Annotated in this window: 17 protein-coding genes and 1 riboswitch; of the genes, 12 read left to right on the top strand and 5 right to left on the bottom strand. The window is 38.3% G+C overall.

The genetic code is table 11. The features are described from left to right. Positions 1-180 precede the first annotated feature (180 nt). Together GFH32_RS16030 and GFH32_RS16025 are read left to right on the top strand one after the other, a co-directional pair. Positions 181-2,163: a transglycosylase domain-containing protein gene (locus GFH32_RS16030; protein WP_228384156.1), complete on the top strand. Its 1,983-nt coding sequence runs from the start codon at positions 181-183 to the stop codon at positions 2,161-2,163. A 2-nt stretch (positions 2,164-2,165) separates the two neighbouring features. Beyond that, the gene (locus tag GFH32_RS16025) at positions 2,166-2,726 is read left to right on the top strand and encodes a phosphoribosyltransferase (RefSeq protein WP_153512552.1); all 561 of its coding nucleotides are present in this window, start codon (positions 2,166-2,168) and stop codon (positions 2,724-2,726) included. Here the strand turns inward: GFH32_RS16025 and GFH32_RS16020 are convergent. Continuing rightward, positions 2,707-3,273 carry a DNA-3-methyladenine glycosylase I gene (locus GFH32_RS16020; RefSeq protein WP_153512551.1) on the bottom strand — a complete coding sequence of 189 codons (567 nt, stop codon included), beginning with the start codon at positions 3,271-3,273 and terminating at the stop codon, positions 2,707-2,709. The genes GFH32_RS16025 and GFH32_RS16020 overlap by 20 nt on opposite strands. A gap of 45 nt (positions 3,274-3,318) precedes the next feature. On the opposite strand from GFH32_RS16020, the gene GFH32_RS16015 reads away from it, so the two are divergent. The 7 genes from GFH32_RS16015 (at position 3,319) to GFH32_RS15985 (ending at position 11,189) form a co-directional block, all read left to right on the top strand. Beyond that, positions 3,319-4,296, top strand: a complete 978-nt coding sequence (locus tag GFH32_RS16015) for a DUF4271 domain-containing protein (RefSeq protein WP_153512550.1) — start codon at positions 3,319-3,321, stop codon at positions 4,294-4,296. 10 nt (positions 4,297-4,306) lie between these two features. Beyond that, positions 4,307-5,074 carry a uroporphyrinogen-III synthase gene (locus GFH32_RS16010; protein ID WP_153512549.1) on the top strand — a complete coding sequence of 256 codons (768 nt, stop codon included), beginning with the start codon at positions 4,307-4,309 and terminating at the stop codon, positions 5,072-5,074. 457 nt (positions 5,075-5,531) lie between these two features. Then, a complete protein-coding gene (porK, locus tag GFH32_RS16005) occupies positions 5,532-6,827 on the top strand; it encodes a T9SS ring complex lipoprotein PorK/GldK (RefSeq protein ID WP_153512548.1) in 1,296 nt (431 codons plus the stop codon). A gap of 45 nt (positions 6,828-6,872) precedes the next feature. Further along, positions 6,873-7,526 carry a type IX secretion system motor protein PorL/GldL gene (gene porL, locus GFH32_RS16000; RefSeq protein WP_153512547.1) on the top strand — a complete coding sequence of 218 codons (654 nt, stop codon included), beginning with the start codon at positions 6,873-6,875 and terminating at the stop codon, positions 7,524-7,526. Positions 7,527-7,575: 49 nt separating this feature from the next. Then, on the top strand, positions 7,576-9,099 hold the full coding sequence (gene porM, locus GFH32_RS15995) for a type IX secretion system motor protein PorM/GldM (protein WP_153512546.1): 1,524 nt from the start codon (positions 7,576-7,578) through the stop codon (positions 9,097-9,099). Positions 9,100-9,120: 21 nt separating this feature from the next. Next, positions 9,121-10,173: a gliding motility protein GldN gene (locus GFH32_RS15990; RefSeq protein WP_153512545.1), complete on the top strand. Its 1,053-nt coding sequence runs from the start codon at positions 9,121-9,123 to the stop codon at positions 10,171-10,173. A gap of 146 nt (positions 10,174-10,319) precedes the next feature. Further along, positions 10,320-11,189: a cupin-like domain-containing protein gene (locus GFH32_RS15985; RefSeq protein ID WP_153512544.1), complete on the top strand. Its 870-nt coding sequence runs from the start codon at positions 10,320-10,322 to the stop codon at positions 11,187-11,189. A 79-nt stretch (positions 11,190-11,268) separates the two neighbouring features. Here GFH32_RS15985 and GFH32_RS15980 read toward each other — a convergent pair whose 3' ends face one another. Both GFH32_RS15980 and GFH32_RS15975 read right to left on the bottom strand, forming a co-directional pair. After that, complete coding sequence (locus tag GFH32_RS15980; RefSeq protein ID WP_153512543.1) at positions 11,269-14,160, bottom strand: PD-(D/E)XK nuclease family protein; 2,892 nt, start codon at positions 14,158-14,160, stop codon at positions 11,269-11,271. Between the two features lie 11 nt (positions 14,161-14,171). After that, positions 14,172-17,528, bottom strand: a complete 3,357-nt coding sequence (locus GFH32_RS15975) for a UvrD-helicase domain-containing protein (protein ID WP_153512542.1) — start codon at positions 17,526-17,528, stop codon at positions 14,172-14,174. 237 nt (positions 17,529-17,765) lie between these two features. On the opposite strand from GFH32_RS15975, the gene GFH32_RS15970 reads away from it, so the two are divergent. Beyond that, positions 17,766-18,299: a 30S ribosomal protein S16 gene (locus GFH32_RS15970; protein WP_153512541.1), complete on the top strand. Its 534-nt coding sequence runs from the start codon at positions 17,766-17,768 to the stop codon at positions 18,297-18,299. A 283-nt stretch (positions 18,300-18,582) separates the two neighbouring features. Here GFH32_RS15970 and GFH32_RS15965 read toward each other — a convergent pair whose 3' ends face one another. Continuing rightward, complete coding sequence (locus tag GFH32_RS15965; RefSeq protein WP_153512540.1) at positions 18,583-20,304, bottom strand: RagB/SusD family nutrient uptake outer membrane protein; 1,722 nt, start codon at positions 20,302-20,304, stop codon at positions 18,583-18,585. Positions 20,305-20,322: 18 nt separating this feature from the next. Beyond that, positions 20,323-23,406: a SusC/RagA family TonB-linked outer membrane protein gene (locus tag GFH32_RS15960; protein WP_153512539.1), complete on the bottom strand. Its 3,084-nt coding sequence runs from the start codon at positions 23,404-23,406 to the stop codon at positions 20,323-20,325. Positions 23,407-23,762: 356 nt separating this feature from the next. On the opposite strand from GFH32_RS15960, the gene rimM reads away from it, so the two are divergent. Both rimM and GFH32_RS15950 read left to right on the top strand, forming a co-directional pair. Then, positions 23,763-24,290 (top strand): ribosome maturation factor RimM, encoded by a 528-nt coding sequence (rimM, locus tag GFH32_RS15955; RefSeq protein ID WP_153512538.1) that lies wholly within the window; start codon positions 23,763-23,765, stop codon positions 24,288-24,290. 80 nt (positions 24,291-24,370) lie between these two features. Next, a riboswitch (SAM riboswitch) is annotated at positions 24,371-24,468 on the top strand. A gap of 45 nt (positions 24,469-24,513) precedes the next feature. Beyond that, a complete protein-coding gene (locus GFH32_RS15950; RefSeq protein WP_153512537.1) occupies positions 24,514-25,470 on the top strand; it encodes a methylenetetrahydrofolate reductase in 957 nt (318 codons plus the stop codon). The last annotated feature ends 175 nt before the right edge of the window (positions 25,471-25,645 follow it).

Genomic DNA, 25,645 nt, shown 5'->3' with positions numbered 1-25,645 from the left:
GAAAGAAGGACAATATCATGTCATAAAGATGTTTTTAATGAATTTTATCTATTTTTATCGAATTATTAAGGAAGTAACGCTCTATTTATGCTGGTAAAAGAAAGGTTCAAAAGGCTTGATTTTTCGTTCCTCAAAAAGAGATGGTTTTTAATTAGCAGTGGCTCTATCATTGCGATTTTAATGATCGGATTATTCTGGGGACTGTCAGTTCGTGGCAAAATGTTAGATCAAGCGGTAGTGAAAGTGAAGAAGAATTTGAAAGAGGATTACCAACTCGACTTGCGTATCGGGAGCTATGATTTTGCAGGTTTGACAACCGTGGAATTTCAAAAGGTCCGCGTTGTGCCCGATTCTGCAGATCAACTTGCGGCTATGGATAAGTTCAAAGTTTCGATTAAATTATTTCCGTTAATCTCGGGGACAATTAAAATTGGTTCGCTTGAGATGGAGAATGCGGATATTTCTTTGGTCAAAGAAGATAGTACCTCAAACTACGATTTTCTATTCAGAAAAAAGGCGAATGATTCTACGAAAGTTGATAGCAGCAGTCGAACGCTAGCGGAAACTGTAGATGGGCTTATCAAGCAAGTTTTTCTAAAAGTTCCTAGCGATTTAAGCCTAAACAACGTTAACTTATCGTATCAGGATAGTTCAGGAAGACAAATTGTTCGAATTCCTGTTGGAGAGATTAATAACGGAGATTACGATGTTGATGTTTTTTTAAACGAGCAGGATGCTAAATGGAATTTTAGTGGTGAAGTCGATCCTGACCGACAAACCTTGAGTGTTAAAATCACTTCCGATAATAAAGATGCAGAACTCCCTTTCTTACGTAAGAAGTTCGGATTGAGGGTCAGTTTCGATGAGCTTTCTTTTCATTTAGATGATGTTTCTCGCAAGGGCAAGGATGTTTTGGAGGTTTTGGGAGGTTGGTCAACCAAGAATTTAAAAGTCTTTCAACGACGCTTATCTGCGGAGCAAATTATATTGCCGGCAGCTTCTGCGCTTGGTGGATTTCATGTTTCCGAGAATACAGTTCAGCTTGTCGAGGGGACGAAGGTTCAAGTAAAGGACTTCACTTTTGAACCACTCGTTAAGTTTACGCGTAAGCCGAAAAAATTACTGAGTTTGGCGGTTCATACCGGAAAGTTCAAAGCGCAGAACTTTTTTGATGCAATTCCAAAGGGATTATTTGATCAACTAGATGGGTTGCAGGTTGATGGGGATATCCAATATGATATGGATTTCGAAGTCGATTTAAATGATCCTGATCAATTAAAGTTTAATTCTAAGATAGACGATTCGAGCCTAAAAATTGTGAAGTGGGGTAGAGCAGATATCGCCGCATTAAATCAACCGTTTATCTATGAGGCTTATAATGATACGACAAAAATGCGCGATATTATGGTGGGTCCAAGTAATCCTCAGTTCACACCATTGAATCAAATCTCATCGATTCTAAAAAAGACGGTATTAAATACGGAAGATCCATTTTTCTATAAGCATAAAGGATTTGAATTAGAGGCGTTCCAATTATCAATTGTTACGAATATTAAAGAGAAAAAGTTTAAACGCGGAGCGAGCACGATCTCTATGCAGCTGGTTAAGAATGTGTTTCTAAATCGTAATAAAACCATGATGCGTAAGTTTGAGGAGATACTATTAGTCTGGCTAATGGAGCAATCCGGACAGGTGAGCAAAGATCGGCTGTTGGAAATTTACCTTAACGTGATTGAATGGGGTAAAAACGTTTATGGCATCTCAGAAGCGTCAAACTACTATTTTGGGAAGAAACCTTCCGAAATTACCATCGGGGAGAGTTTATTCTTATCTAGTATAATCCCTAGACCCAAAACGGGGCTTTCATCGTTTGACTATACGGGGCATCTTAAACCTTGGGTTTTACGTCATTTTAATACTTATGGGTATATCATGAATAAGATGCAGCAATTAGATAACGAGAATGTGCCAGCAAATTACGGCTTTTACCAGGTTGAATTGTTGCCGAATTTACGTCCTCCTCGACCTAAAGGGATTGTCGATACATCGGCCTCTTTTGATGATATTAAAGATATGGCAGAAGAGATGGATATGGAAGAACAATTGCGTCGTTCGATTCGTGAACGTTTATTTGGTCCAATAGAGAAGAAAGAAGAGAACTAATTATGAAGAATATTGTAATAGATGATTTGCATTTTGAATTAATGATTGATTATGATCAAATTCAAAAGCGTATTCGATTAATTGGAATCGATATCAATCTTCGTTATGAACACAAGCATCCCGTGTTTATTGGTGTTTTGAATGGTTGTTTTATGTTTATGGCCGATTTAATGAAGCAGGTTCATATTCCCTGTGAAATGTCTTTTGTAAAACTTGCATCTTATTCTGGGACAGAACAAGGAAAGGTGTCAGAACTGTTAGGAGTAGGGATGGATTTAACAGATAGACACGTTGTCATTGTAGAAGATATAGTCGATACAGGAAATTCGTTAGTGCATACAATTGAGGCTTTAGAGCGCCTGAATGTAGCAAGTATTTCTGTTGCGACGCTGTTAATGAAGCCTTCATGCCTATTGTATACCTTTGATAATATTATGTATGTAGGTTTTGAAATTGAGAAAGAGTTTGTCGTAGGCTATGGCCTTGATTACAATGGTCAATGTCGTAACCTACAACATATTTATAAGCAGTTTGATCCGCAACTTATCGAAAAGAACAACTAACCATATGGTCATTGACCATTCCTACGGCCTGCATATAAGCGTAGCAAATGGTGGTTCCAAAAAATCGAATTCCTCGTTTTTTTAAGTCTTTTGAAATTGCATCGGAAATGCTAGTTGAAACAGGTGCTTGGCGGTAATCCTCATATGCATTGACGATCGGCTTTTGCTCTGGCATAAAACTGTAGAGATACTTGTAAAAGCTCCCAAACTCTTTCTGGATGCTTATAAATATTTGCGCGTTGCTTATCGTTGTCTTAATTTTAAGTTTGTTTCTGATGATACCGCTGTCTTGAAGTAAACGTTCTTGATCTTTCTCGGTCATTTGGGCAACCTTCTCGACATCAAAATCGGCAAATGCTTTTCGATAGTTCGCTCTTCGTCGTAAAATGGTAATCCAACTAAGTCCTGCTTGTGCTGATTCTAAAATTAAGAATTCGAAAAGCGTTTTATCATCCTTCACTTGCTTTCCCCACTCTTCGTCATGGTAGGATTGATATTCTGCGTCGTGACCACACCAGCCACATCGTATTAGCTCTTTATTGCTCATTTTTCAATTTCTAAAGCGATTATTTTATTCTAACTTTACGCACTCATGAAACATGTTGTGCTATTAAGTATTTGTCTTTTTTTTGCTGTCCTCTTTAGCACAGCGCAGCAAGTTGATGCTAGTCTACCTGCTTTACCGAATCAAGAAGGGATATCTACTGATACACTGTTAGTTAGTGCGAGTGCAAGGCAGCCTACGGCGCTCGATTCGCTCGATTCGGCATTTAAATATACTGAAATCATTCCCGGATTAAAAAAAGATAATAATTTCTTAACAGAGCGTCTTTTCAAACAGCTCCATGTCGGCCGACATGATCTATTTTATGGGGTCGAACGTGCTCCAAGAATTGATGTAGAGGAGCCTATTCAAACAGGGAAGCTAAAGAGTGAACGCCCGATTTGGGTATTGGGTATTGCTTTTTTCTTATTCCTAGTTTTAGCGATTTTACGCATAATATTCCCAATGGAGCTGCGTACAATCGTTGATGCGTATTATAAAGAGCGACTTTTGCTACAGGTTAGTAAAGAAGATAATCTTGCGACTTCTTGGCCATATATCTTCCTTTATGCTTTGTTTAGTCTCTCACTTGGATTGTTTATTGTACTCGTTATGTCGAGTTTTAGCGACAAAAATTATCTTACTTTTGAGAATTTTATTAAGAATGCAATTTTCGTAGCCGTATTATTTATTGCGAAGATCTTAATTATTCGATTTGTTTCCTTTATATTTTCGTTGGAAAAGATTGTGCGTGAATATGTTGCCGTGTTGTACTTAGTGTATTTTAATAGTATGTTTTTATTAATGCCTTTCCTCTTGGCATTACTGTTTGTACCAGTAGCATATTTCCAGATTATTACAATAGTTTACGTTGTATTAATAATTATTTTATTCGCTTACCGCTTTTTCAGGACTGCTTTCCACCTGTTCGGAAATTTCAAGTTTTCTATTTTTTATTTAATTCTTTATCTTTGCAGTCTCGAACTAGCACCTATTTTAATATTAGTTAGAGCACTTAGTAAATAAGACAGAATTTATGCAGATTGATGTAGAAAGATCCAAGAAAGTAAAGAGCATCCTTGTTACTTTACCAAAGCCTGAAAACGATAAATCTCCCTACTTCACCTTAGCTGAGAAATACAATCTTCGACTGGATTTCAGAGGATTCATTCATGTTGAAGGCGTTCCAGCAAAAGATGTACGAAAAGATAAGGTAAATTTTTCTGACCATACGGCAGTTATTTTTACGAGTAAAAATGCTGTAGATCACTTCTTTAGGGTCTGTGAAGAGATGCGTTTTGAAGTTTCCGCAGAAATGAAATATTTCTGTATCTCTGAAACGATTGCACTCTACTTACAAAAGTATATTCAATATCGTAAGCGCAAGATTTTCTTCGGAAAACAAACTGCAAAAGATCTTGAAGACGTATTGAAAAAGCATAATAAAGAGAAATTCTTATTTCCATGTTCGGATGTGGCTAACGAGGAAACGCAACGTTGGTTACAGGAGAATGGATATGACTTTACGCCCGCAGTTTTATTTAGGACTGTGATAAGCGATATTAAGGATTTAAAAGATGTATTTTACGATATTATCGTTTTCTTTAGTCCTTCGAGTGTTCAGTCTTTATATGAAAACTTCCCTGATTTCGTTCAGAACAACACGCGAGTTGCGGCTTTTGGGTCAAGTACACAACAAGCTTTATTAGAGCATGACCTGATTCTCGACATACCAGCTCCAACGCCGAATGCACCAAGTATGACAATGGCAATTGAGCAGTATATTAAGATGGTGAACAAATAAGATACATTGCAAATAAATGCAAATCATGCATTTTTTAGTTAAATATTAGAAAAGGCCTCGAGCGGAATAGCTTGAGGCCTTTTTTATGAAAGTAGAAAAAAAGGGGATAGTTGGACTTGTGATCGTATTTATGCGATTTCTGTGACAAAACCGACCTTTCCAGTAATCGTATATTCGCTTTTTATTAATTCTCGATATCTCTTTTTAGGCAGAATATTTGTATAAACATTCCGCTACAATATGTTGTTTTATTGAGGATATTAGTTGATTTTTAGGCGAATCGGTTTAATTTTGCTGTGAATCAAATTATTAATTATTTGGATATCCAAATGAATAAAATGGAAAAAGAATTGGATTTTTCTTGTTTAATAAGATTCCATTTAAGATTTTTGGCTTTCGTGATAGCGATACTATCCAAATCTTCATTACTGAAATTTATATTGAATAATATTATATAATGATATTTAAACCTTTCAAACGCCTATTCCAGGTTGCATTATTTCTAACGGCTGCACTCACTGGATGTAATAGACCAGATAGCTCTGGCGAATTGGTTGGTACTCGTTTAAACCGGTTGAAAGAAAATAAAACACCATATGGTATGGTACTGATCCCAGGAGGTACTTTCATCATGGGGCAGTCTGATGAAGATATCACATTCTCGCAAACCTCACAGAACAGACAGGTAACGATTGCTCCATTTTACATGGACGAGACTGAGATATCGAACAGTGAATACCGACAATTTGTTAATTGGGTTCGTGATTCAATTTTGATTTATAATCATTTAAATGATCCATCTTATTTTGTGAACTCACAAAATGGAGAGGCTCGTCATATTGATTGGGAGAAAGTGCGAAAAAATTCTCCATGGAATGCACAATCGCAAGAGCAGCAAGATCGCTTGAACAACATGTATTACCAAGGTGAGGATAAAATCTTTGGAAAAAGTGAACTAGATGTTCGTCAGTTGACTTATCATTACGAGTGGTACGATCTACGAGCGGCTGTCGCTGCGAAAAATGATCGCACGAAGAAACGTTCTGATTTCATCTTAAGAGATACCATGTTAATCTATCCGGATACAACGGTTTGGTTAACGGATTTCTCGTATGCACAAAATGAACCTTTAGTGGAAAGTTATTTCTCACATGCATCTTACGACGAATATCCAGTTGTTGGAGTGACATGGAGACAAGCTCAAGCTTTTAATACTTGGAGAACATTATTATTCAATAACAATGCTGGGAATGCGCGTCGCGAAGAGCGTGCGCCTTATCAATTGCCTTCAGAGGCACAATGGGAATATGCTGCCCGAGGTGGAAAAATTGGAACTCAATTTCCTTGGGGTGGCCCGACAGCTCGTAATGCGAAAGGTTGTTTAATGGCGAACTTCAAACCAGGACGCGGTAATTATATCGATGATGGCGCTGCTTATACAGCTCCGGTATATTCGTATTTTCCGAATGACTATGGCTTATACAATATGGCGGGGAATGTTGCGGAATGGACGCAGTCGAGCTATAATGAATCGGCGTACTCCTTTGTTCATGATATGAACCCGACCTATACGTACCACGCGTCGCCTTCAGATCACGAGACTATGAAAAGAAAGGTTATTCGTGGTGGTTCATGGAAAGACGTTGGTTATTTTTTACAGAATTCAACACGTCAGTATGAATATCAAGATACTGCGAAAGCTTATTTAGGCTTCAGAACAGTACTGGCCTATAAAGGAGTATTGAGCAGATAAAGACAAGATCAAAACTAACTACATAAACTACTAACAATTTAAACGATGGCAAGAAAGAAAAGATTCGGATTCGGTATTAACACACTTATCAACTGGGGTGCCTCAGTCGTGATTATTGGACTTATGTTCAAGATTCTTCACTTTAAAGGTGGGGAATGGATGATCGGCGTAGGATTAGCCGTAGAAGCTGTATTATTCTTTATCATGGGCTTTCTATCTGCCGAAGAGGATGTGGATTGGACGCGCGTTTATCCGGAGTTAGACGAAGATTTTAAAGGTGAATTGCCAACACGTAGTGTACAACAGGTGCAATTAGCGCAACCTACGGCAATTGGTAATACCGCGGCATTAGATAGATTGTTGCAAGACGCAAAGATCGATGAGAACCTAATAGGTAATTTGGGTGATGGACTTCGCTCTTTTGGTGATAAGGTTGCTGCGATTTCTAAAGTAGCAGACACAGCTACGGCGACGAATCAATTTGCCGATAAATTAAATGCTGCTGCTACAGGAGCATCGCAATTAAGTCATGCTTTTGAGCGTGCTGCAGCGGATTTGCAAACATTTAATGAGTCTGCAACAGATATGCAACAATTTAAAGAGCAAGTAAACACGTTCAATAAGAACCTATCATCATTGAATTCCATCTACGGAGGAATGCTTTCTGCAATGAACCCTGCATCTGGTAACAGATCATAATAAGTTTAAACTAGATTTTTAACCATTTAAAAAAATAGCAAACTGACTTATGGCAGGTAGAAAAGAAACACCAAGGCAGAAGATGATCGGAATCTTATATTTAGTCCTACTAGGTTTAGTAGCATTAAATGTAAGTGATTCTTTGTTGGATGCTTTTAAGAATTTAGGCGATAGTTTAAAGACATCGACTGAGAATACACAGACTGGTATTGACAATATGTTCCTTTCTTTCCGCGAGACGAAAATGAAAGAGAACCCTGAACGTGCAAAACCACTTTTAGATAAGGCGGAGCAAGCGCAGAAGCTTGTTTCCAACTTAACGAATAAGCTCGCAGAATATAATCGTTTATTTACAGAAGAGGGTGGAGGTTTAGAGGAAAGTACTGGGGATGTAAGCAAGCGCAGTAATGTCGATATCGCACCAAGATTGATGATCAATCAAGGTCGTGGAAAAGACTTACGTGAGTTAATTAATAAAACAGCTGCGGAATTAAAGAAACTTACAAACAATGAGGTTAATTTTGCCTTATTGGCTGAGGATCCTAAAGCTAGAGGTGGCGTTAAGAAAACATGGGAAGAGGCAAACTTTGGCGATGGTATTCCATTGACGGCAGCGATTACAGCTTTAGAGAAAATTAGTGCTGATGCTAAGAATGCTGAATCGGCAGTTGTAAAACATATCTTCGGAAAGATGGATCAAGCGGTCGTTAATTTAGATCGTTTCTCTGCAGTAGCAGTGGCTCCGACTTCTTATTTGATTCAAGGACAGCCTTATACGGCAAAAGTTTTCTTAACTGCATACGATTCTAAATCGACTCCACAGATTTCTGTAAACGGAAGCGCATTACAGGTTGTTGATGGACAAGGTATGTATTCTGTAAATACTTCATCAGAAGGTGTATTTAGTTGGAAGGGTTTAGTGAGTGTTCAACAAACAGACGGTACAGTGAAGACTTATGAGACTGAGCCAATCTCTTATCAAGTTGCGCGACCTTCAGCGGTTGTGTCTCCTGATAAAATGAATGTATTGTATATTGGTGTTGATAACCCTATTTCAGTTTCTGCACCAGGTATCGCTCGTGAGAATCTTATTGTTTCGGGCTCTGGGGTTTCTATTTCAGGTTCTGGTGGCAAATATAATGCGCGGGTTTCTGCAACAGGTGAGGCAACAGTAAATGTATCAGCAAAGATTGGAGATAAGACGCAACAGTTAAGTAGCACCAAGTTCCGTGTGAAACGTATTCCGAAACCTACAGCACGTGTTGCGGGTAAAACTGGGGGTAGAATTTCTGCGGCACAACTTCGTGGACAAAATGTTGTGGCTGCTTCGTTAGATAATTTCGAATTTGATGCGAAGTTTAGCATCTCTAAATTCAATATGTATATCGCAAAACCTCGTGTAGATCCAATTGGACCTTACTCAACGAGTGGAGCAACGTTCAGTGGCCAGATGAAAACTGGTATTTCTGGAGTGACAAGTGGATCAGTGGTTATGATCTATGACATCGTAGGGGTAGGTCCTGACGGTGTTGCTCAAAACTTGGATCCGATTACTTTCCAAGTGACCAATTAATCAATATAGATGATTAGTATCATGAAAAAGATAATATTAGCAGCAACAGTATTTTTTTCCTTGCAGGCATCCGCTCAGCAAGAGAACCTGAATAATAGTGTTGATCCTATCCAGGCAGTTGATACCTTGCCTCCAGTAGACGGCTATGTAGTGAAATCGGATTTCGAAAATCGGAAGGTGGTGCCATATGCTAATATTCGTCAAACGGATATCGTATTTTCTAAGCGCGTATGGCGCGAAATGGACCTGCGTGAGAAGATGAATCAAGCGTTCGCTTCCCCTAAGTCCAGTTTGATAAATATTCTCTTAGAAGCGATCCAAGCGGGTAAATTAAGAGCGTATGACCCAACACCTACGAAAGATGATCCAAATGGCGATTCTTTCAAAACGCGTTTAGCGCCAGATCAAGTGATGGCACGTTTTGGTGGCGATTCTATTTTGGTTGAAGAATTCAACGAAAATAATGAAGTTGTTGGCTCAAGTTATCAATCACGTGATTTCGATGCGACACAAGTAGTCAAATTCCGTATTAAAGAAGATTGGATTTTTGATAAACAGCGATCAGTTTTCGAGGCACGTATTGTGGGAATTGCTCCCTTAATTGTACCTCAAATTCCTGGGGCATCAGATATTACGATGCCGATAGGAGGAACGGAAGGCAATAGCGGTGCTAATACAGCTGCGGATCCATTTGATCCATTTGCAGCACCAGCACAGAATAATACCGAAACGACAACCAATGCGGCTGCTCAAACAGATGTTGCATTACCTCCAGTTGGAGAAGCTAGTTTCATGCCGTCAATCGACGCGACACCTGCCTTTTGGGTTTACTTCCCAGAAGCACGCCATGTGCTCGTGAATAAAGAGGTGATGAATAGGCACAATGATGCAACTGGACTTAGTTATGATGATATTTTTATCAAGCGTATGTTCACGAGTTATATTGTCAAACAGTCCAATCCTGAGGATTTACGCATCAAAGATTATATCGGAGATGACATGGAGCGCCTGTTTGAATCAGAAAGAATAAAAAAGTCGCTAATGGACTACGAACAAGACCTTTGGTCGTACTAAGAATCTGACGGTTATCATTTTTTAGAAAAATATTTCTACATAATTTGCCGAATAATCGTGATAAAAATGTTAATTGCGATACTTTGGGAATATTTATTGTAGAAATATTTTTTTTATGTTTGTACTAATACGTAAATGGTAAACTTGTGAAATTAAAACCTGTAAATAGTATCTCTGGGATTGCTCCAAATGACTTTGTAAAAGATTATTTGAACAATGGTCAGCCAGTTATCATCAAGGATTTCGTAAGCAAGGATAGCCCTTGTTGGACCAAATGGAGCTATGATTATTTCAAAGAAATAGCCGGCAACGAGCAAATCGATGTTTATGGACGCGAGGAAGAGTCTCAAAATCATGCTGCGAGTCCTCCTATCGGTCGAATGAGCTTTGGCCAATACTTGGATACCATCAGCAAAGAACCTACTGAATTGCGTCTGTTTTTGTTCAATTTGATGAAATTGAGACCGGAGCTTAAAAAGGATGTTATCTACAATGACGTAACTGGAGGCAAGGTTTTGCAATGGCTGCCATATATGTTCTTTGGAGGGGAGGGGTCTGCAACTCGTAATCACTTCGATATTGATATGTCGCATGTCTTTATTACTCAATTTCAGGGTAAAAAGCGTATTTGGTTATTCCCGAATGATCAATCAGACTTAATGTATAAATTACCTTATAATTTCCATAGCATTGCAAACTTGAAGAAAAGCAATGTGTCAGACTATCCAGGTATTGAATACTTAGATGGTTATGAGGCGCTTATTGGTCCTGGTGAAACGTTATATATGCCAGCTGGATGGTGGCATTATATTCAATACGAAACAGAAGGCTATTCGATTTCCGTACGTGCCCTAGCAAACTCATTTGCAGAAAAATTAAAAGGCGCAAGGAATCTTTTTGTAACGCGTCATTTTGATGACACCATGCGTAAAATATTTAAAGACAAATGGTTAGATTATAAAATAAAAACTGCTGAAACACGAGCAAATCGTGCTATTAAGAAATATAGGAAATAACAAAATAGGCTGTCGTTGCGACAGCCTATTTTGTTACTATGGAGTTTCAATTCCATAGTTTTAAAAATTAGACAGGCCATTACTCATCTTCGACAGCAGATTCTTTCACACTGTACTTGTAGAAAAGTGTGAATGGATCGGACGGATAAACTGTAGCACTCGGATTATGTTTAAAAGGAACGTTTTGATCAAATAATTCCTCTAAAGTTGATCTTAAGAAAGCTACAAAAGCTTCTTTTTGCTCAGACAGGGTTTGATCACTAAGTACTAGGCTTCCATTGTTATTTCTAAATAACGTTCCATCTTCTCGCATACGACGCGCAACATACAAATGGGGTTCAAGGTCTTTTAATCCGCTTACTTGCTCATACACGAATGCATAAAACAAGGTCTGTACAAGCGCTTTGTTTTCTGTGTTTGCCGCAAAGACAACATCCATATTACGAAAAGAAACGGTGTCGGATCCAGTCTTATAGTCGACAATTCGTAGTTTAGTTTGTCCATCATAGGTCAATACTTCGTCAACTCGGTCAATAATCCCATACAAGCTTACTGTTTCTATTTTCCCATTAATAGAAATTGGAAAATCTAAAATATAATCCTCCGTATTTTCAAGCTCTACAATTCGAATAGCTTGATATTGATCGATGTCATATTGTAAGTACATTTTCACATATTCCGTAGCAATTTTATGCATGATTCTCTGTAAGCTATTGAGATCTTCGATTGCGTTGAAACTGCTCAAATATTCGTTTCCAATTTGTTTTAATACAACCTGTTCGGCGATCTCAAGTTTGTCCTTTAACCATTCGGTGGATACGAAGTCGTTCGCTGCTTTTAATGGTGTCAATAGCTCTTCCATAGTTTCGTGAATAACTGTTCCAAGTTTATTCATTTCGAATTCCTGACTGATGGAAGGTGGTTCTTTAATATCGGCGACATATTTTAAGAAAAACTGTAGCGGGGATTGAAGGTAGCTTGTAAATGCGGATGCAGAGATGCGTTTCCCATTTTTGATAAAGCTACTATACAATTTATTCCAGATCTCGCCATCCTTAGAAATAATCAATTCTTGCGGTTGAGTCGGAAACTGTAAGGGTTGCTGCTGCGTATACTTGACAAAATTAAAATTTGTTTCAAATTCCAACTGCTTGATAAAGCGGCTCTCTTCACCGGAACTACTCTCATTGACAACGGCATTATAGAAAAGGTTGATATCGCTGCTGTATTGAAAATGGCGATAAAATAAATAGGCCGACAGCGCATCTTGATTTTCTAAGATTGGAAGCCCATATGCTTTCCTAAGATTATTTGGTAGAAATGTTGGTGAGTTTGATGTTTTAGGAAGAATTCCTTCATTTGCACCCAATATATAGACTTGATCGAAGTTTAAACATCGGCTCTCTAACAGTCCCATAATTTGTAAACCTTTTAATGGGTTACCTTCAATAGCTGAGCTAATTGGGCTTAATGCTTTCCGAATTAATCCAATTTGAAAACCAATACTGAGTTGCCCCAAATTGCTGAATCCTAATAATAGCTGATTGAGTACTTTCTTCGTTTCCATCAGTAAGTTAGATTCGATTTGTCGTATTCGGTCGTTTTCTGCTAATGAAAGCAGTAGATTGTCTACTATAGTGATTAAGCTAGGAATTACTTGTTCCGCCTTCGGTAATTTTCTGAAAAAGTGAGGAAGAATGGATCTACTGACATCAATATCTTTGACATCAATTTCAAACAGTTGTTTTTCTGCAGATTCGGATTGAATAAGTTGCCTTTGCTGTTTGGCAACTTTGCTCATCGGATGTGTTAAATAGGTTTCAAGTAGCTGATAGGGGATCTTTTCTTTATTCTGTTGGGATATTAAGATCTGAACATTCATCCAAAGATCTAGCAAGCCATAAATTGGAGATTGTATCAGGGGATAACCAGTCGTTATATTAACATCGGTAAAGGGAAGACTTTGTAGTAGAGGTACGAGTAAACCCTCATCGGCTAGAAGAATTGCAGAAGTCTTTGAGTCATCTTGGTTCTTGAGAAGAAGGTCGTAAAGTAATTTCGTTTCACTAATCTTGCCTAAACTCTGATAAACATGGACATCGTCTCGACGGTTACCCAGGATATTAGGTACATCGCCAAAAGCATTGGTTAGGCCAGATTGATATATATTACGTCGGATAAAAAGACCCGCTTCTTGCAGTTTGTCATCTAGGTAATGCGCATCCGCATCAAAGTAAAAGATTGCTTTTTCTTGCTCTTGCCATTGCTTAAAGAGTTTTGCTTCAGCATTATTTAGCGCATTAAAGCCAACAAATAGCACCTGTTTGAACTGGTCAACAAAGTTGTTATTCTCGGCCTTTGCATCGGCTAAATCTCTATAAATAGTGGGGTAATTCGTTTGTCCTTCCGAGTGCATGCGTTCTTTAAAGGCTTGATATAATCTTGGCAGTCTTCGCCAAAGACGTAAAAACCTTTTTTGAACACTTGTATGCCCTTGTATGCTAAAAGATTGCCAAAACTGTCGAATAAAGGATTGCTGCTCGGGTGTAAAATGTTGAAATGCGAGTTCAATTTCCGTATTGTCCGACAATTCCAAAAATATATGGCTAATATTTACTAAGTCGTAGTCTAATTGGCTGAAATCACTTAATATAATTTCAGCAATTGGATAAAATTCTTCTAATGTCTCGGGCTCAAGTCCTTCTTGAGCTAACATACCATTATGAATTTCATATAAATAGAAGAATTGACTAATTGTCGATGCTTGTATCTTAGAACTTGAAAGGCTCAAAAATTCTTGAATAGTATAGAATTGGGGTGACCAAATAGCCTGTTGATAAACATCCACTAGATGCTTTTTCAAATAGGTTATCGGCCTTTTATTATTGAAGACTACCGCAATATCACTGATGTCTTTATCGAATCGATGCTGAATATCTTCTGCTACTAAACGTAGAAATGCTTTGTTCATCGTGCTAATTTTTAAATTACTTCGACTAATTCTTTTGATTTGGCGTAGTATAGGTAACCTTTGACATTTTCATAACCAACATTACGAATAGCCTTCATGTATTTGTCCACTTGGGCTTTGTGGCCTACGTAGTCGCCTTGTGTAAATTTAAAATCTAACACAATGGTACTTGTTGGGCTAGTAAAAACTTTATCTGGACGTATTGTTTCTCCTTCTGCTGTTAGGATACTTGCTTCATTCCAGATTTTATAGTCTCCCTTTAGCCAAGAGTTGATTAATGGTTGATTCCAGACTTCGTGAATCTCAAGAAGTAAGGCTTCTTTATCGCTTATTGGTAGAATACCTTCTTGTATAAACTTGTCTACGAGTCGATCGATATCTTCTTCTTGAGCGGCCTCTGAAATAATTTCATGGGCTAGCACACCATATTGGGCAGCTTTCTCCATCATGAGAATATTGTTTATACTACGGCTAGTCGCGTGCTCCCATTCCTTTTCTAAAACATTTGAAATTGGGTAATGATTCAAGGCAATAAAATCGCTGTCTTTTTTGTTGCTTTTTTTATCTTCAGAAATAATGTTTTGGATATTAATCTGATTGTTCTCAAGTTTAAAAACCGCCTCATCCGCTGTCAGCGCTTCGATTAAAAGATCAGAAATGTATTCGTTGCTAGCGATATATCCTTTTATTTCTCCCGTTTTCTTATCTACATCAGGCTTAAACTGTGGCGCTGACAGGTAAAGATGTTGCTTCGCTCGCGTGTTGGCGACATAAAAGGTATTAAGAGCGTCCATATAATTAAAAAGCATTTCTTCATAGTACTGCTGATAGAAGATAGAATTTCCAAGTGTTTTACTGTATTTGATTGGAATTTTTCCGAGCATAGCGAATGGGCTATTATCTACATTGATCCAAAAGTCGCCTCGAGTCATACCATCCAAGCTCCAAGAACAAAATGGTAGCATGACAACATCATAAGCAAGTCCTTTTGACTTATGTATCGTTGTTACTTCAATTGCATCAACTTTTCCATTGCTAGGTAGCACAGCCTTTTCGCCATCCTCTAACCAATATTCTAAGAATTGGATAAGGCCGCGTTCACCCATTGCGGAAAAAGAACTGATTATGTCTTTGAAGGCAAGTAGATAGGGAAGGTGTATGCTGTTGTCCTTTGTTAAAGAATAAATCTCAATTAGTTTTTCAGAAAGATGAATCAATGGCATCTTTTGAAGAGCATCCCATTGGTCGATTAATTCGTCGGGAATTAAACCTCGTAGTTCCTCAATTTCGTTATGTCTAAATTTCAACCAATAGCTTTGATTGAAAGTAGACTCCCCCTTACTTAATTGAAATAGGTAAGCAATATTAGCGAGTTGAACAACATGCTTATCTGATTGATATACTAATGCTTTAAAAGTTTCAATGAGTAACAAAATGGCTTGGTTGGACACGAGTGTTAAAGCATCACCGGAAATCACTTCATAAGTTAGTTGATGTGTATTCTTATAATCCATCAGCTCTTGTATTAAAATTCTCGCTTGTGCATTGCTGCGAACAAGAATTCCAATTTGAGATGCTTTATAACGCCCGGTGCTTATCCATTCAGCAATTTTCTCACAAAGCGCTTCAATTGATGCTTCTTCCACTTGGTTTCTTCGTCTCATGCCGTTTTCAACAGGAAGAAGAGAGATTTCGATAGAGCCTTGATTTGCTGATTCATTCAATAAATGTGCTGGTAATTCTTGTTGGCTTCCCTCGTATGCTTTTATCAACATTTGATCATTGCCTGTCGAATGCCACCATGCTTTACCTTCATTATTCAATGTGCTTAGCACTTGCTCGTTTAGTACTTGCTGCATTAGGTTTGGTATACTACTGAATAAGTAATTATTCAGCTTAACAATATTCGGAAGGCTTCGATAATTGGTCAATAAAGCGCCCTGTTCAATAAATTGTAGCTTGGACTGCTCGTTCAAGTGAAACGAATCACTGACTTGTTGTTCTACTTGCTGCAATAATATTCTCCAATCTCCATTTCGCCAGCGATAAATACTTTGTTTCACATCACCTACGATAAGGTGTTCACTAATTTTACCTTGCGCATTTGCAAGAGCGTTAAGCAAGAGCGGACTGTAGTTTTTCCACTGTATTCTTGACGTATCTTGGAATTCATCGAACAAGAAATAATTATATCGATTGCCAATCTTCTCCCAAATAAACGTTGGATCATTGTTTTCATCAAGCCCTAGTTTATTGAGTAGAATTTGAGAGTCTGAAATAAGTTGCGATGCATGTTCTTTGCGCCAAAGGCTTAGTAAGTCACTCATTTCCTTTAGTAGACGTAGGAAATACAAGTTTGCTTCAACCGCTTTATAAGCGATAAAGCTTGGAAACAATTGGTGTATATTGAAGATAGTTTGAAGTGCTGGTTGGATACCGATTTGCAAATCATATCGTACTTCCTTGTTTTGGTCTGTAAAAGCCTCATCATTGTCCAGAAGAAGTAGGTACTTATCAAAGATCTTTTGTAATTCACCTTCATTGACCTTATGGAGGTTGCTATCCGTTTTAGCGGCTGATACAAGCTTGTTTCGTGACTTTCCTTTCATGTCTGACTCATCAATACCCAAGGAATTGAAAGTGGTTCTGAAAGCTTCTATTGCTTGTGAGAAGGCGGCTATAAAGGTTTGCGATTTCTCGCCGATTTCTTTCTGTAATAAATTAAAGACTTGATTCGTATCTGCAGCTAACAAATAGGCATCGAACTCCTGAAAATTCTCTGAGAATATTAGTCCAGCAAGCGACATCAATTGCTGCCTATAGTTCCAATTCTCATTGTTCGCGATCTTTTGCTCGGCATAAGAAATAATCCATTCCAAGAGTTCTGGTTTTTCGTCCAATAGCTGGTTTAGCATGATTGTCAGATCCTTCTTTACCTTGTTGGTATTCATTTCTATAGCATAAGCTGCATCCAGATTGAGCTCGTATGTAAAGCTGCGGATTACTTTTTGAGAGAACCCATCGATGGTACTTACAGAGAAATGACTGTAGTCATGAAGGATGCGCCGATATACACGATACGCTTTTTCTTGTAAGGTGTTCCTATCCCATTCTGGAAATTGGGACAATATTTGGCTGCGGTAGCTTTCTATGTCGAGGTGAGGGGCTGCGATTGCTAATCCATGGAGTACACTTAGGATTCGATCTTTCATCTCCGCTGTCGCTTTGTTGGTGAAAGTGACAGCTAAGATTTCTCTATAGTTGCTTTCCTTGGCAAGTAATAAACTAAGGTAATGAACTGTTAGACTGAATGTTTTTCCCGATCCGGCAGAAGCCTTTACGATTTTTAGAGGTGCTTTTCCTGACATAGCAATGAATGCAGATTAATGAGGTTGAATATCGTCAATATCGCTTTAATCCTCAAATTAATTACGAAATAGGCTGCCTATCGGATCTAAGCATCGCTATGCTGGTGTTAACGAGCGACTTAGATATAACAATCTTTTGATATTTAGCTTTTTAGTAAATAAAATATTTGTATCTTTGCGTCCCTTCCTGCATGTAGCAACGGGGGATATGTTGAATACATAAAATAAAATAAAAACATGGCAACTAAAATCAGATTGCAGAGACACGGTAAAAAAGGAAAACCTTTTTACCATGTAGTAGTAGCAGATGCACGTGCTCCACGTGATGGTAAATTTATTGAGCGTATCGGTTCTTATAACCCGAACACTAACCCAGCAACTATCATCTTAGATTTCGATAGAGCATTAAATTGGGTGAACAATGGTGCACAACCTACTGACACAGCTCGCGCTATCCTTTCTTACAAAGGTGTTCTTTACAAAAAACACTTACAAGGTGGTGTGAAAAAAGGTGCTTTCGATGAGGCTAAAGCAGAAGAATTATTCGCTGCTTGGACTGAAGGAAACGACGCGAAAATCGAAGGTAAAAAATCTGGCTTAGCACAATCTAAAGATGCAGTTAAAAAAGCTGCATTAGCTGCTGAAGCTAAGAAAAAAGAAGACAAAGCTGCTGCTATCGCTGCTAAAAATGCTCCAGTTGAAGAAGCTGCTGCAGAAGAAGCTATCGAAGAAGCTGCTGCTGAAGAAAACACAGAAGAAACAGAAGGTTAATCCTTTCGAAAATTCTAAAGAAAAGGCCAATTTGCACTGCATTTTGGCCTTTTCTGCTAGATAGGTGTAAGGGATATTAAATGGAGACATTATAGGGCCTTTATAAATGCTAGGCATAACAGATGTCCTCTGAGTTTCAAAGATTACTATCTATAGCAATATAAAAAAGCCAACCCATTGGGTTGGCTTTTTTATATATTAACCGAGAATCATTATTTGATATGTATATCAATACACCTGATAAGGAGCTTAATATTTCAAATATTTCCTCTTTAATTCTAACCTACTGTGTAGGATTTTGAGTTAATTGACCAGGGTATGCATCGATCGCCGTTTGAGGAATGTAATAAATTACACGGTAATCAGTAGGTGCAATCACAGCTTTCTGTTCTTGTGGACCTGGGTAATCACGTGTTAAAGAAGCTCCGTTACGGAATACATCATAACTACGTTCTGCTTGGAATGCTAACTCTAACTGACGTTCTTTATCAATTCTTTCACTCGCATTCGCAGCACTTAAGCTGGTATATGCTCCTTTTTCAATGGAGCGTGTGCGAATTCTATTTAAATCAGCTAGTGCCTCAGCATATTTACCTTGTTTAGCATTTGCTTCCGCGCGGTTTAAATAAACTTCACCCAAACGAGTAATTACTGGAGAATGTAAGTGAGAGTTTTCTCCTTCGCGAGAAGCTTTAACAATGTAGAATTGTGGATATGCACGGTTCAGCGAAATGTAGTAATCTAAAACACCTGTGTAAGTTCTTCCATCTTTATGTTTGATTGAATAGATTCCTTGTGAAGCGTCTACAGGGGTCATAGTATAGCGGTCAACAATAGGTTTTTTATTCACCGTTGTTACCTCTTTTGCTATCAAAGTGCTTCCGCTACGAATAATCGTGTCCTGCATATAGTTTTTAGAGGTCTCGCTATCTTGTTTTATATAACGGAATACTTCGGTATACTTTCCGCCATTTTGATCGTAGGTAGGCTCTATGAATGCCGCACGCGCATCTACTATATTTTGGTTGTCCGGTCTCCAGTCATTTCTTCCTGTTTCGTTTAACAAATCTATGTATTTTGCACTAGCATACATTTCACCCCAACCTTGTCCACCAATGTTCGCATACATCCCTCCAACACCATAGTAGTGATCACTACCTGAGAATTCTGACGCTACGCGTTTAACTGCGAATATTGTCTCTTTGTTGTTCTCTGGAGTAAAGGTATTGTAACGCATGAATTCGGCACGTGATAGAAGATTGAATTTTCCGGAGTTAATCACTTTATCGGCGTATTCAGCAGATAATTTAGCGTATTGCGTGTTAGGTTTTTCATATGTTCCGCTCATGTATAAGTATACACGTGAAAGAATTGCTTGTGCACTTTCTTTCGTAGCGTAGATATTTCCTTTGCCTAATGTTAACAAGGTTTCCGCTTTTGTTAGGTCTGCAATGATTTGCTCATAGGTTTCTTTTACCGTAGCGCGGTCTGGGAAATTCAAATCACCTAGTGGATCCTCGGGAGTCCCGTTCACGATTGGTAATCCTAAGTTTGTCTCAGGGCTTTGATAATATGGACGTCCATAAGCACGCACTAAGTAGAAGTACATTAATCCACGAATGAAGTAACACTCTCCAATTTGATTGTCTACATCAACACTTTCACCTTCTTTCAAAAATTTCATTGCATTTGACGCTTGCGCGATTGCCTTATAACTGTAATCCCAGAAATTCGATAAGCGATAATTGTTTGGTGTACGTGAGAATGAGATAAATTCATAGAACGCATCAGTAGATGATCCACGAATCATCATATTGTCGCCTGCGTATTCACCAGCGCGGTGCATGGGATCCGACCATGCTTTTAATTGTGCATATGCTCCAGTAATTAAGGCTTGCGGATTCTCCGCAACTCCATCTGTATCCATGGAACCTTTAGGCAATCGGTCAATCTCGCATGAGGAGATTAAAGCAGTTGCTGATAGTAAAAATAATAGCTTTTTCATAATGGTAATCTCCCTCAATTAAAATGTAACATTTAAACCAAACATAAACTTACGCGTAGCCGGATAGACCGATGGGGACGCAGTTTCCAATAACTTTCCGTTATCCGGATTGATTGTCGCCTCTGGATCTACACCCGAGTAGTTTGTCCAAGTGAAAAGGTTTTCACCCGATAAGAATACTCTTACATTACTTAAGTGGTATTGAGGTAATTTAATAGAATAACCTACAGCTAATGATCTTAATCGTAAGAAGTCATTGCTTTCTAAATATCTAGTAGATGCTTTGTTTGCATTGTACGAATTGTTGTATCGTGCAACTGGATGGGTTGCGATGTCACCTGGTTTTTCCCAACGATTCCAACCATCCTGTAATTTCATTTGATTTCTATCAACATATGTTCCGTCAGCATCTAACTCTTGACGTGCATAGTTGTATTTCTGACCACCTAGAGAAAAACCAAAGTTTGCAGATAAGTCGAAAGCTTTGTACGCAACGAAAGTACTGAAACCACCAAATAAATCAGGAGCTGCATTTCCTACTTTTCTGTAGTTTGCGGCAGCATAGTTTTCTGTTGTGCTTTTTCCGATTACATTTCCTTCGGCATCAAGATCGTCTTTATACCACATTGGTTTACCGTTATCCGGATTTACGCCAGCCCATTCGATCATGTAATACGTATCCACCGGAGATCCGATTTCTAATAATCGTTGTGCCGATCCTGCTATACCCGAGTTATCAGAAGCGATAATTGGCTTAGCAACAAGTTGACCATTAACTAACGTTTTGTAAAGCTCGGTTAGTTTGTTTTTGTTGTGACCTAGATTAACATCCATACTCCATAACCAATCGCCTTTTTTAATGATATCACCACCGATAGTTAATTCATAACCTTTATTTTGCATCTCTCCAACGTTTCTCCAGATTGAGTTAACACCAATTAGACCCGTAACAGGAACTTGGAACAATACATTGTCTGTTGTTTTGTTGTAGTAATCTGCAGTTAAGCGCAAGCGGTTATTGAAGAATGCTGCATCTAAGCCGAAGCCAGCAGTGTATGTATTCTCCCATTGTAGATTTGGATTACCAATTTGTGTAATCAATGCTCCAGGAGTACCATTATAACCTGATCCAGTACTAATAGAATAAAGGTCGTATTGCGGGTATAATGAAGTCGGTTTATTACCTACCGACCCGTACGCTGCACGAAGTTTTAAACTATTGATTTTCTCTACATCAAACCAACTCTCATTGTGGATATTCCATGCACCACTGATAGAGAAGAAATTACCATATTTAACATCTGAACCGAAGTTTGAAGCACCATCTCTACGGAAAGATGCTTGCGCTAAATATCGGTTGTCATATGCATAGTTAACATTTGAAAGGTAGGATTGTGTAGCCCACTCTGTAATTGAACCTTTTGTGCGTTCTGGTCTTGCAACAACGTCCAATACTTCGAAGCCAGGTAAGAAGCCTGTTCCGTATATATCAATTATTTTTTCATTGAAATCATTGAATTCATAAGCCACAATACCGTTCAAGGAATGCTTGTCCCATGTTTTGTTAAATCTCAATAATTGGTTGGTATAACGACGTGTGTTATCTAATCGATACTCAGCAATACGTCCTAAAACACTTTCTCCTGCGTTCGAGCGAGGGTCTGTATATCCTGCTGATGAGTAAAGGTTCGTACGGTAGCTATTGACAGATGAAAATGTCAACCAGTCGGTTAGTCTTACATCGAAGTCAAAATTACCTTGTAGCTCGTAATTTTTAGTATCCGAATGGTTCCATTGCAAGTCATAAAGATAGTTTGTACTCGCATTATTTACCCATCCACTGTAGCGATGTGGTACTAATTTCCCTTCTGCATCGTAAGGGCTATCCCAAGGAAGGTTGGTAACCATAGCACCTGTGCTATATTGTCTATCGTCAGTACCTCTTAGCGCTCCAACGATTGAAGGTTTAATACTTAACCATTCGAATGGTTTGTAAACTGTATTTAAACGTACATTATAGCGGTCATAGCTGAATCCTTTAACAGCTCCAAGCTCATTATAGTACCCTAATGATAAATAGGATTGCAATGTCTCGTTACCACCTTGTAATGAAACATTGTGGTTTTGAGTGAAACCATTGCGAACTGCAACATCCCACCAATCGAAGTTTGAATTTCTTAAATCTTCATTCCATCTAGGAAATTTGATATCACTTGCATTTTGAAATGAAGCGAAGTAATCATATAGCTCGCTACCATTCATCATTTCAAGATTACCATTCGTCAATTGGTTGAAACCAAGCTTTGTCGAATAGCTAAGCTGCATTTTTTGTGCTCTTGGCGCTTTTGTAGTTACGACAACAACACCGTTGGCACCTTGAGAACCATAGATGGATGTTGATGCAGCATCTTTTAATACGGTTAAGTTGGAGATATCATCTGGATTCAAGTCGCCCGGCGAATAACCAACGATAACCCCATCAATAACCCATAACGGACTTGTAACACCATTAACAGATGCTTGTCCACGGATAACAACGGCGCCACGCGTACCAGGACGTCCTGTTCCTGGAGCAACATATACACCGGCTGCCTTACCATTTAACATGTTTTCAACCGATGGTGTTGTTACATCTCTAAGTTTTTGTCCACTAACATTTTGTAATGCACCCGTTAAACTTTCTTTTTTCTGTTGAATACCGTACCCTACAACAACAACTTCATCTAATGAATTGACCGACTCTTCTAAGTCGATGCTCATGTTGTTTGACTCGATTTTACGTTCTACCTTTTCATAACCTACTGCAGAGATTACCAAGGTTTGACCTACTTTAGCGTTGATTGAGAACGCACCATTCTCATCAGTAGAAGAGACGGTCTTAGGATCTTCTTTGACGCTAATTGTTACAGCACTTAAAGGTCCTGAGGCACCTTTGATTGTTCCGGAAATTACTTCCTGAAAAGCAACAGCATGAATTGAACTTGACTCCTTGAGGTTTGACGCTAAAACAGCATCTGGAGTAAGTAGAGCTAATGTCAGTACCGATGTGATTGGATAAAATGTACTGGCAAGAAAGGCTCTTTTAAATCTTTTTTTGCACATAATTGTTGTGTTTAGTATGAGTAGTTTTGGCTACCACAATTTAGTCTTGTTACGACAATATTAACTTTTTGTAAATACAATACTCGACCTTTTTCTAACTCAAACGTTTGCGCATTTTTATGCAACCGATTGCATATGCAACTCCATGTAAATGCCTTTTTTAGTGTTTTCTTTAAATATTATTGCATAATAAGTTTGCTCAACAACTATAGGTCAGCAGCTTATAGTGGAAAGATTTTTTAATATTTATCCTATCTTCAATTTTCCTAATTGTTAAATTGATACGGGAGTCTAAGACCGCTCATTGCGACTTATTTTCTCAATTATTTGTGTACTTTTGCATTCAAATTTATCATATGACAATCGATCAAAGCTTCTATATTGGCTACGTTAGTAAAACCCGCGGTTTGAAAGGTGAAGTACAATTGTTCTTCGAATTTGAAGACTACATGGAACTCGATTTTGATGTGCTTTTTTTGGAGGTGAATAAGAAACTTGTGCCGTATTTTGTCGATCAGATAAAGATGCACAACAACAGTACAGCCTATGCTACATTTGAAGACATCGATCATATTGATAAAGCGCAAGTATTGGTGCGTAAGAAAATGTATCTCCCATTAGCACAAAAGCCTGAACGTGATCCTGACGATTTTAGATATACCGATCTTGTCGGTTATCTTGCGGTAGAGGAAGAAGAAGGAGAGTTGGGCGAAATCACACAGGTTCAAGAAATGCCACAGCAATTTATTGCAACAGTGGATATGGATGGAACAGAGGTGATGTTCCCATTGAACGAAAAGTTTATTGTCGGCATTGATCCTGAAGAACAAGTCGTTGTACTTCGACTTCCTGAAGGACTGATAGATATGTATTTCGAGCAGTAAAAGACATCTTTTCTACCGTATTCATTTTTATTTTATGGTTTTCATTTTGAGTTCTTGCTTCTATTAGCGATATTAGCCCTCGCTTATAGAGAAAGGCAGAGGGACTAGACCCGCTGAAGCCTTAGCAACCTGTCCCTTGACAAGGTGCTAAATTCTACCCCAATGGGAAAGATAAGTTGAAACTCAGATATCGCTGTGTTTTCTCTAAGCCTAACAATATTTTATGAAAATCGTAGAGCACATTAAGAACGCCAAGGGAAAGCCCCTATATTCATTCGAATTATTGCCGCCAGCAAAAGGCCAGGGGATTCAAAGTATATTCAAGACGATGGATGAACTAATGGAATTCAAACCTCCATTTATTGATGTTACATACCATCGTGAAGATTACCTTTATAAGCAGCATTCTAGCGGTTTGTTGGAACGCGTAGCTTATCGTAAGCGTCCCGGAACTGTTGCTATTTGTGCAGCTATCATGAGTAAGTATAAAGTCGATGCGGTTCCGCACTTAATTTGTGGTGGATTTACCAAAGAAGAGACTGAGAATGCTTTGATAGATCTAAACTTTTTGGGTATAGATAATGTGTTAGTATTACGTGGAGATGCTAGAAAGGGAGATTCAGACTTTATTCCAACAGTTGGTGGGCATGCTTACGCAACTGATTTATTGGAGCAGGTTGTCGATATGAATAATGGACGTTACTTGCATGAAGATATTGAATTCTCTGAAAAAACTGATTTTTGTATCGGCGTAGCGGGATATCCAGAAAAGCATTTTGAAGCGCCAAATTTCAATACTGATTTCAAATGGTTGAAAAAGAAAGTAGAAATGGGGGCTGAGTTTATTGTAACTCAGATGTTTTTCAACGTTAATAAATACAAAGAATTTGTAACCAAATGTAGAGAGCATGGAATCAATGTTCCTATTATCCCAGGCTTAAAACCACTAACAACAAAGAATCAGCTGATCACGCTACCTCGTATCTTTCACCTAGATATCCCTGAGGAGCTTAGCGAGGCTGTAGACGCTTGTAAAACCAATGCCGATGTACGTCAAGTGGGTGAGGAGTGGTTGGTTCAACAGTGTAAAGAACTTATTGAATTTGGAGCGCCAGTTCTTCACTTCTATACAATGAGTAACCCTGGACCTACCAAGAAAATAGTTGAAAAGCTCGTGTAGAGCAATTTCTAAATATAAGATTTAACAAAAAGAGAACCCTATAGCAGAGGTTCTCTTTTTGTTTTTCATAGTAGTATTCCAATTATAATGACTGCTGTACTGGTACTTGTTAAATTTTGTTAAGGAAGCCATTGATACTTAATTTCGATTTATCTTTATTTCTTTAATACTAACC

It is taken from the genome of Sphingobacteruim zhuxiongii (genome assembly GCF_009557615.1).
In the GTDB taxonomy this organism is placed as follows: Bacteria; Bacteroidota; Bacteroidia; order Sphingobacteriales; family Sphingobacteriaceae; genus Sphingobacterium; species Sphingobacterium zhuxiongii.
This window is presented reverse-complemented; position numbering and strand designations above follow the sequence as displayed.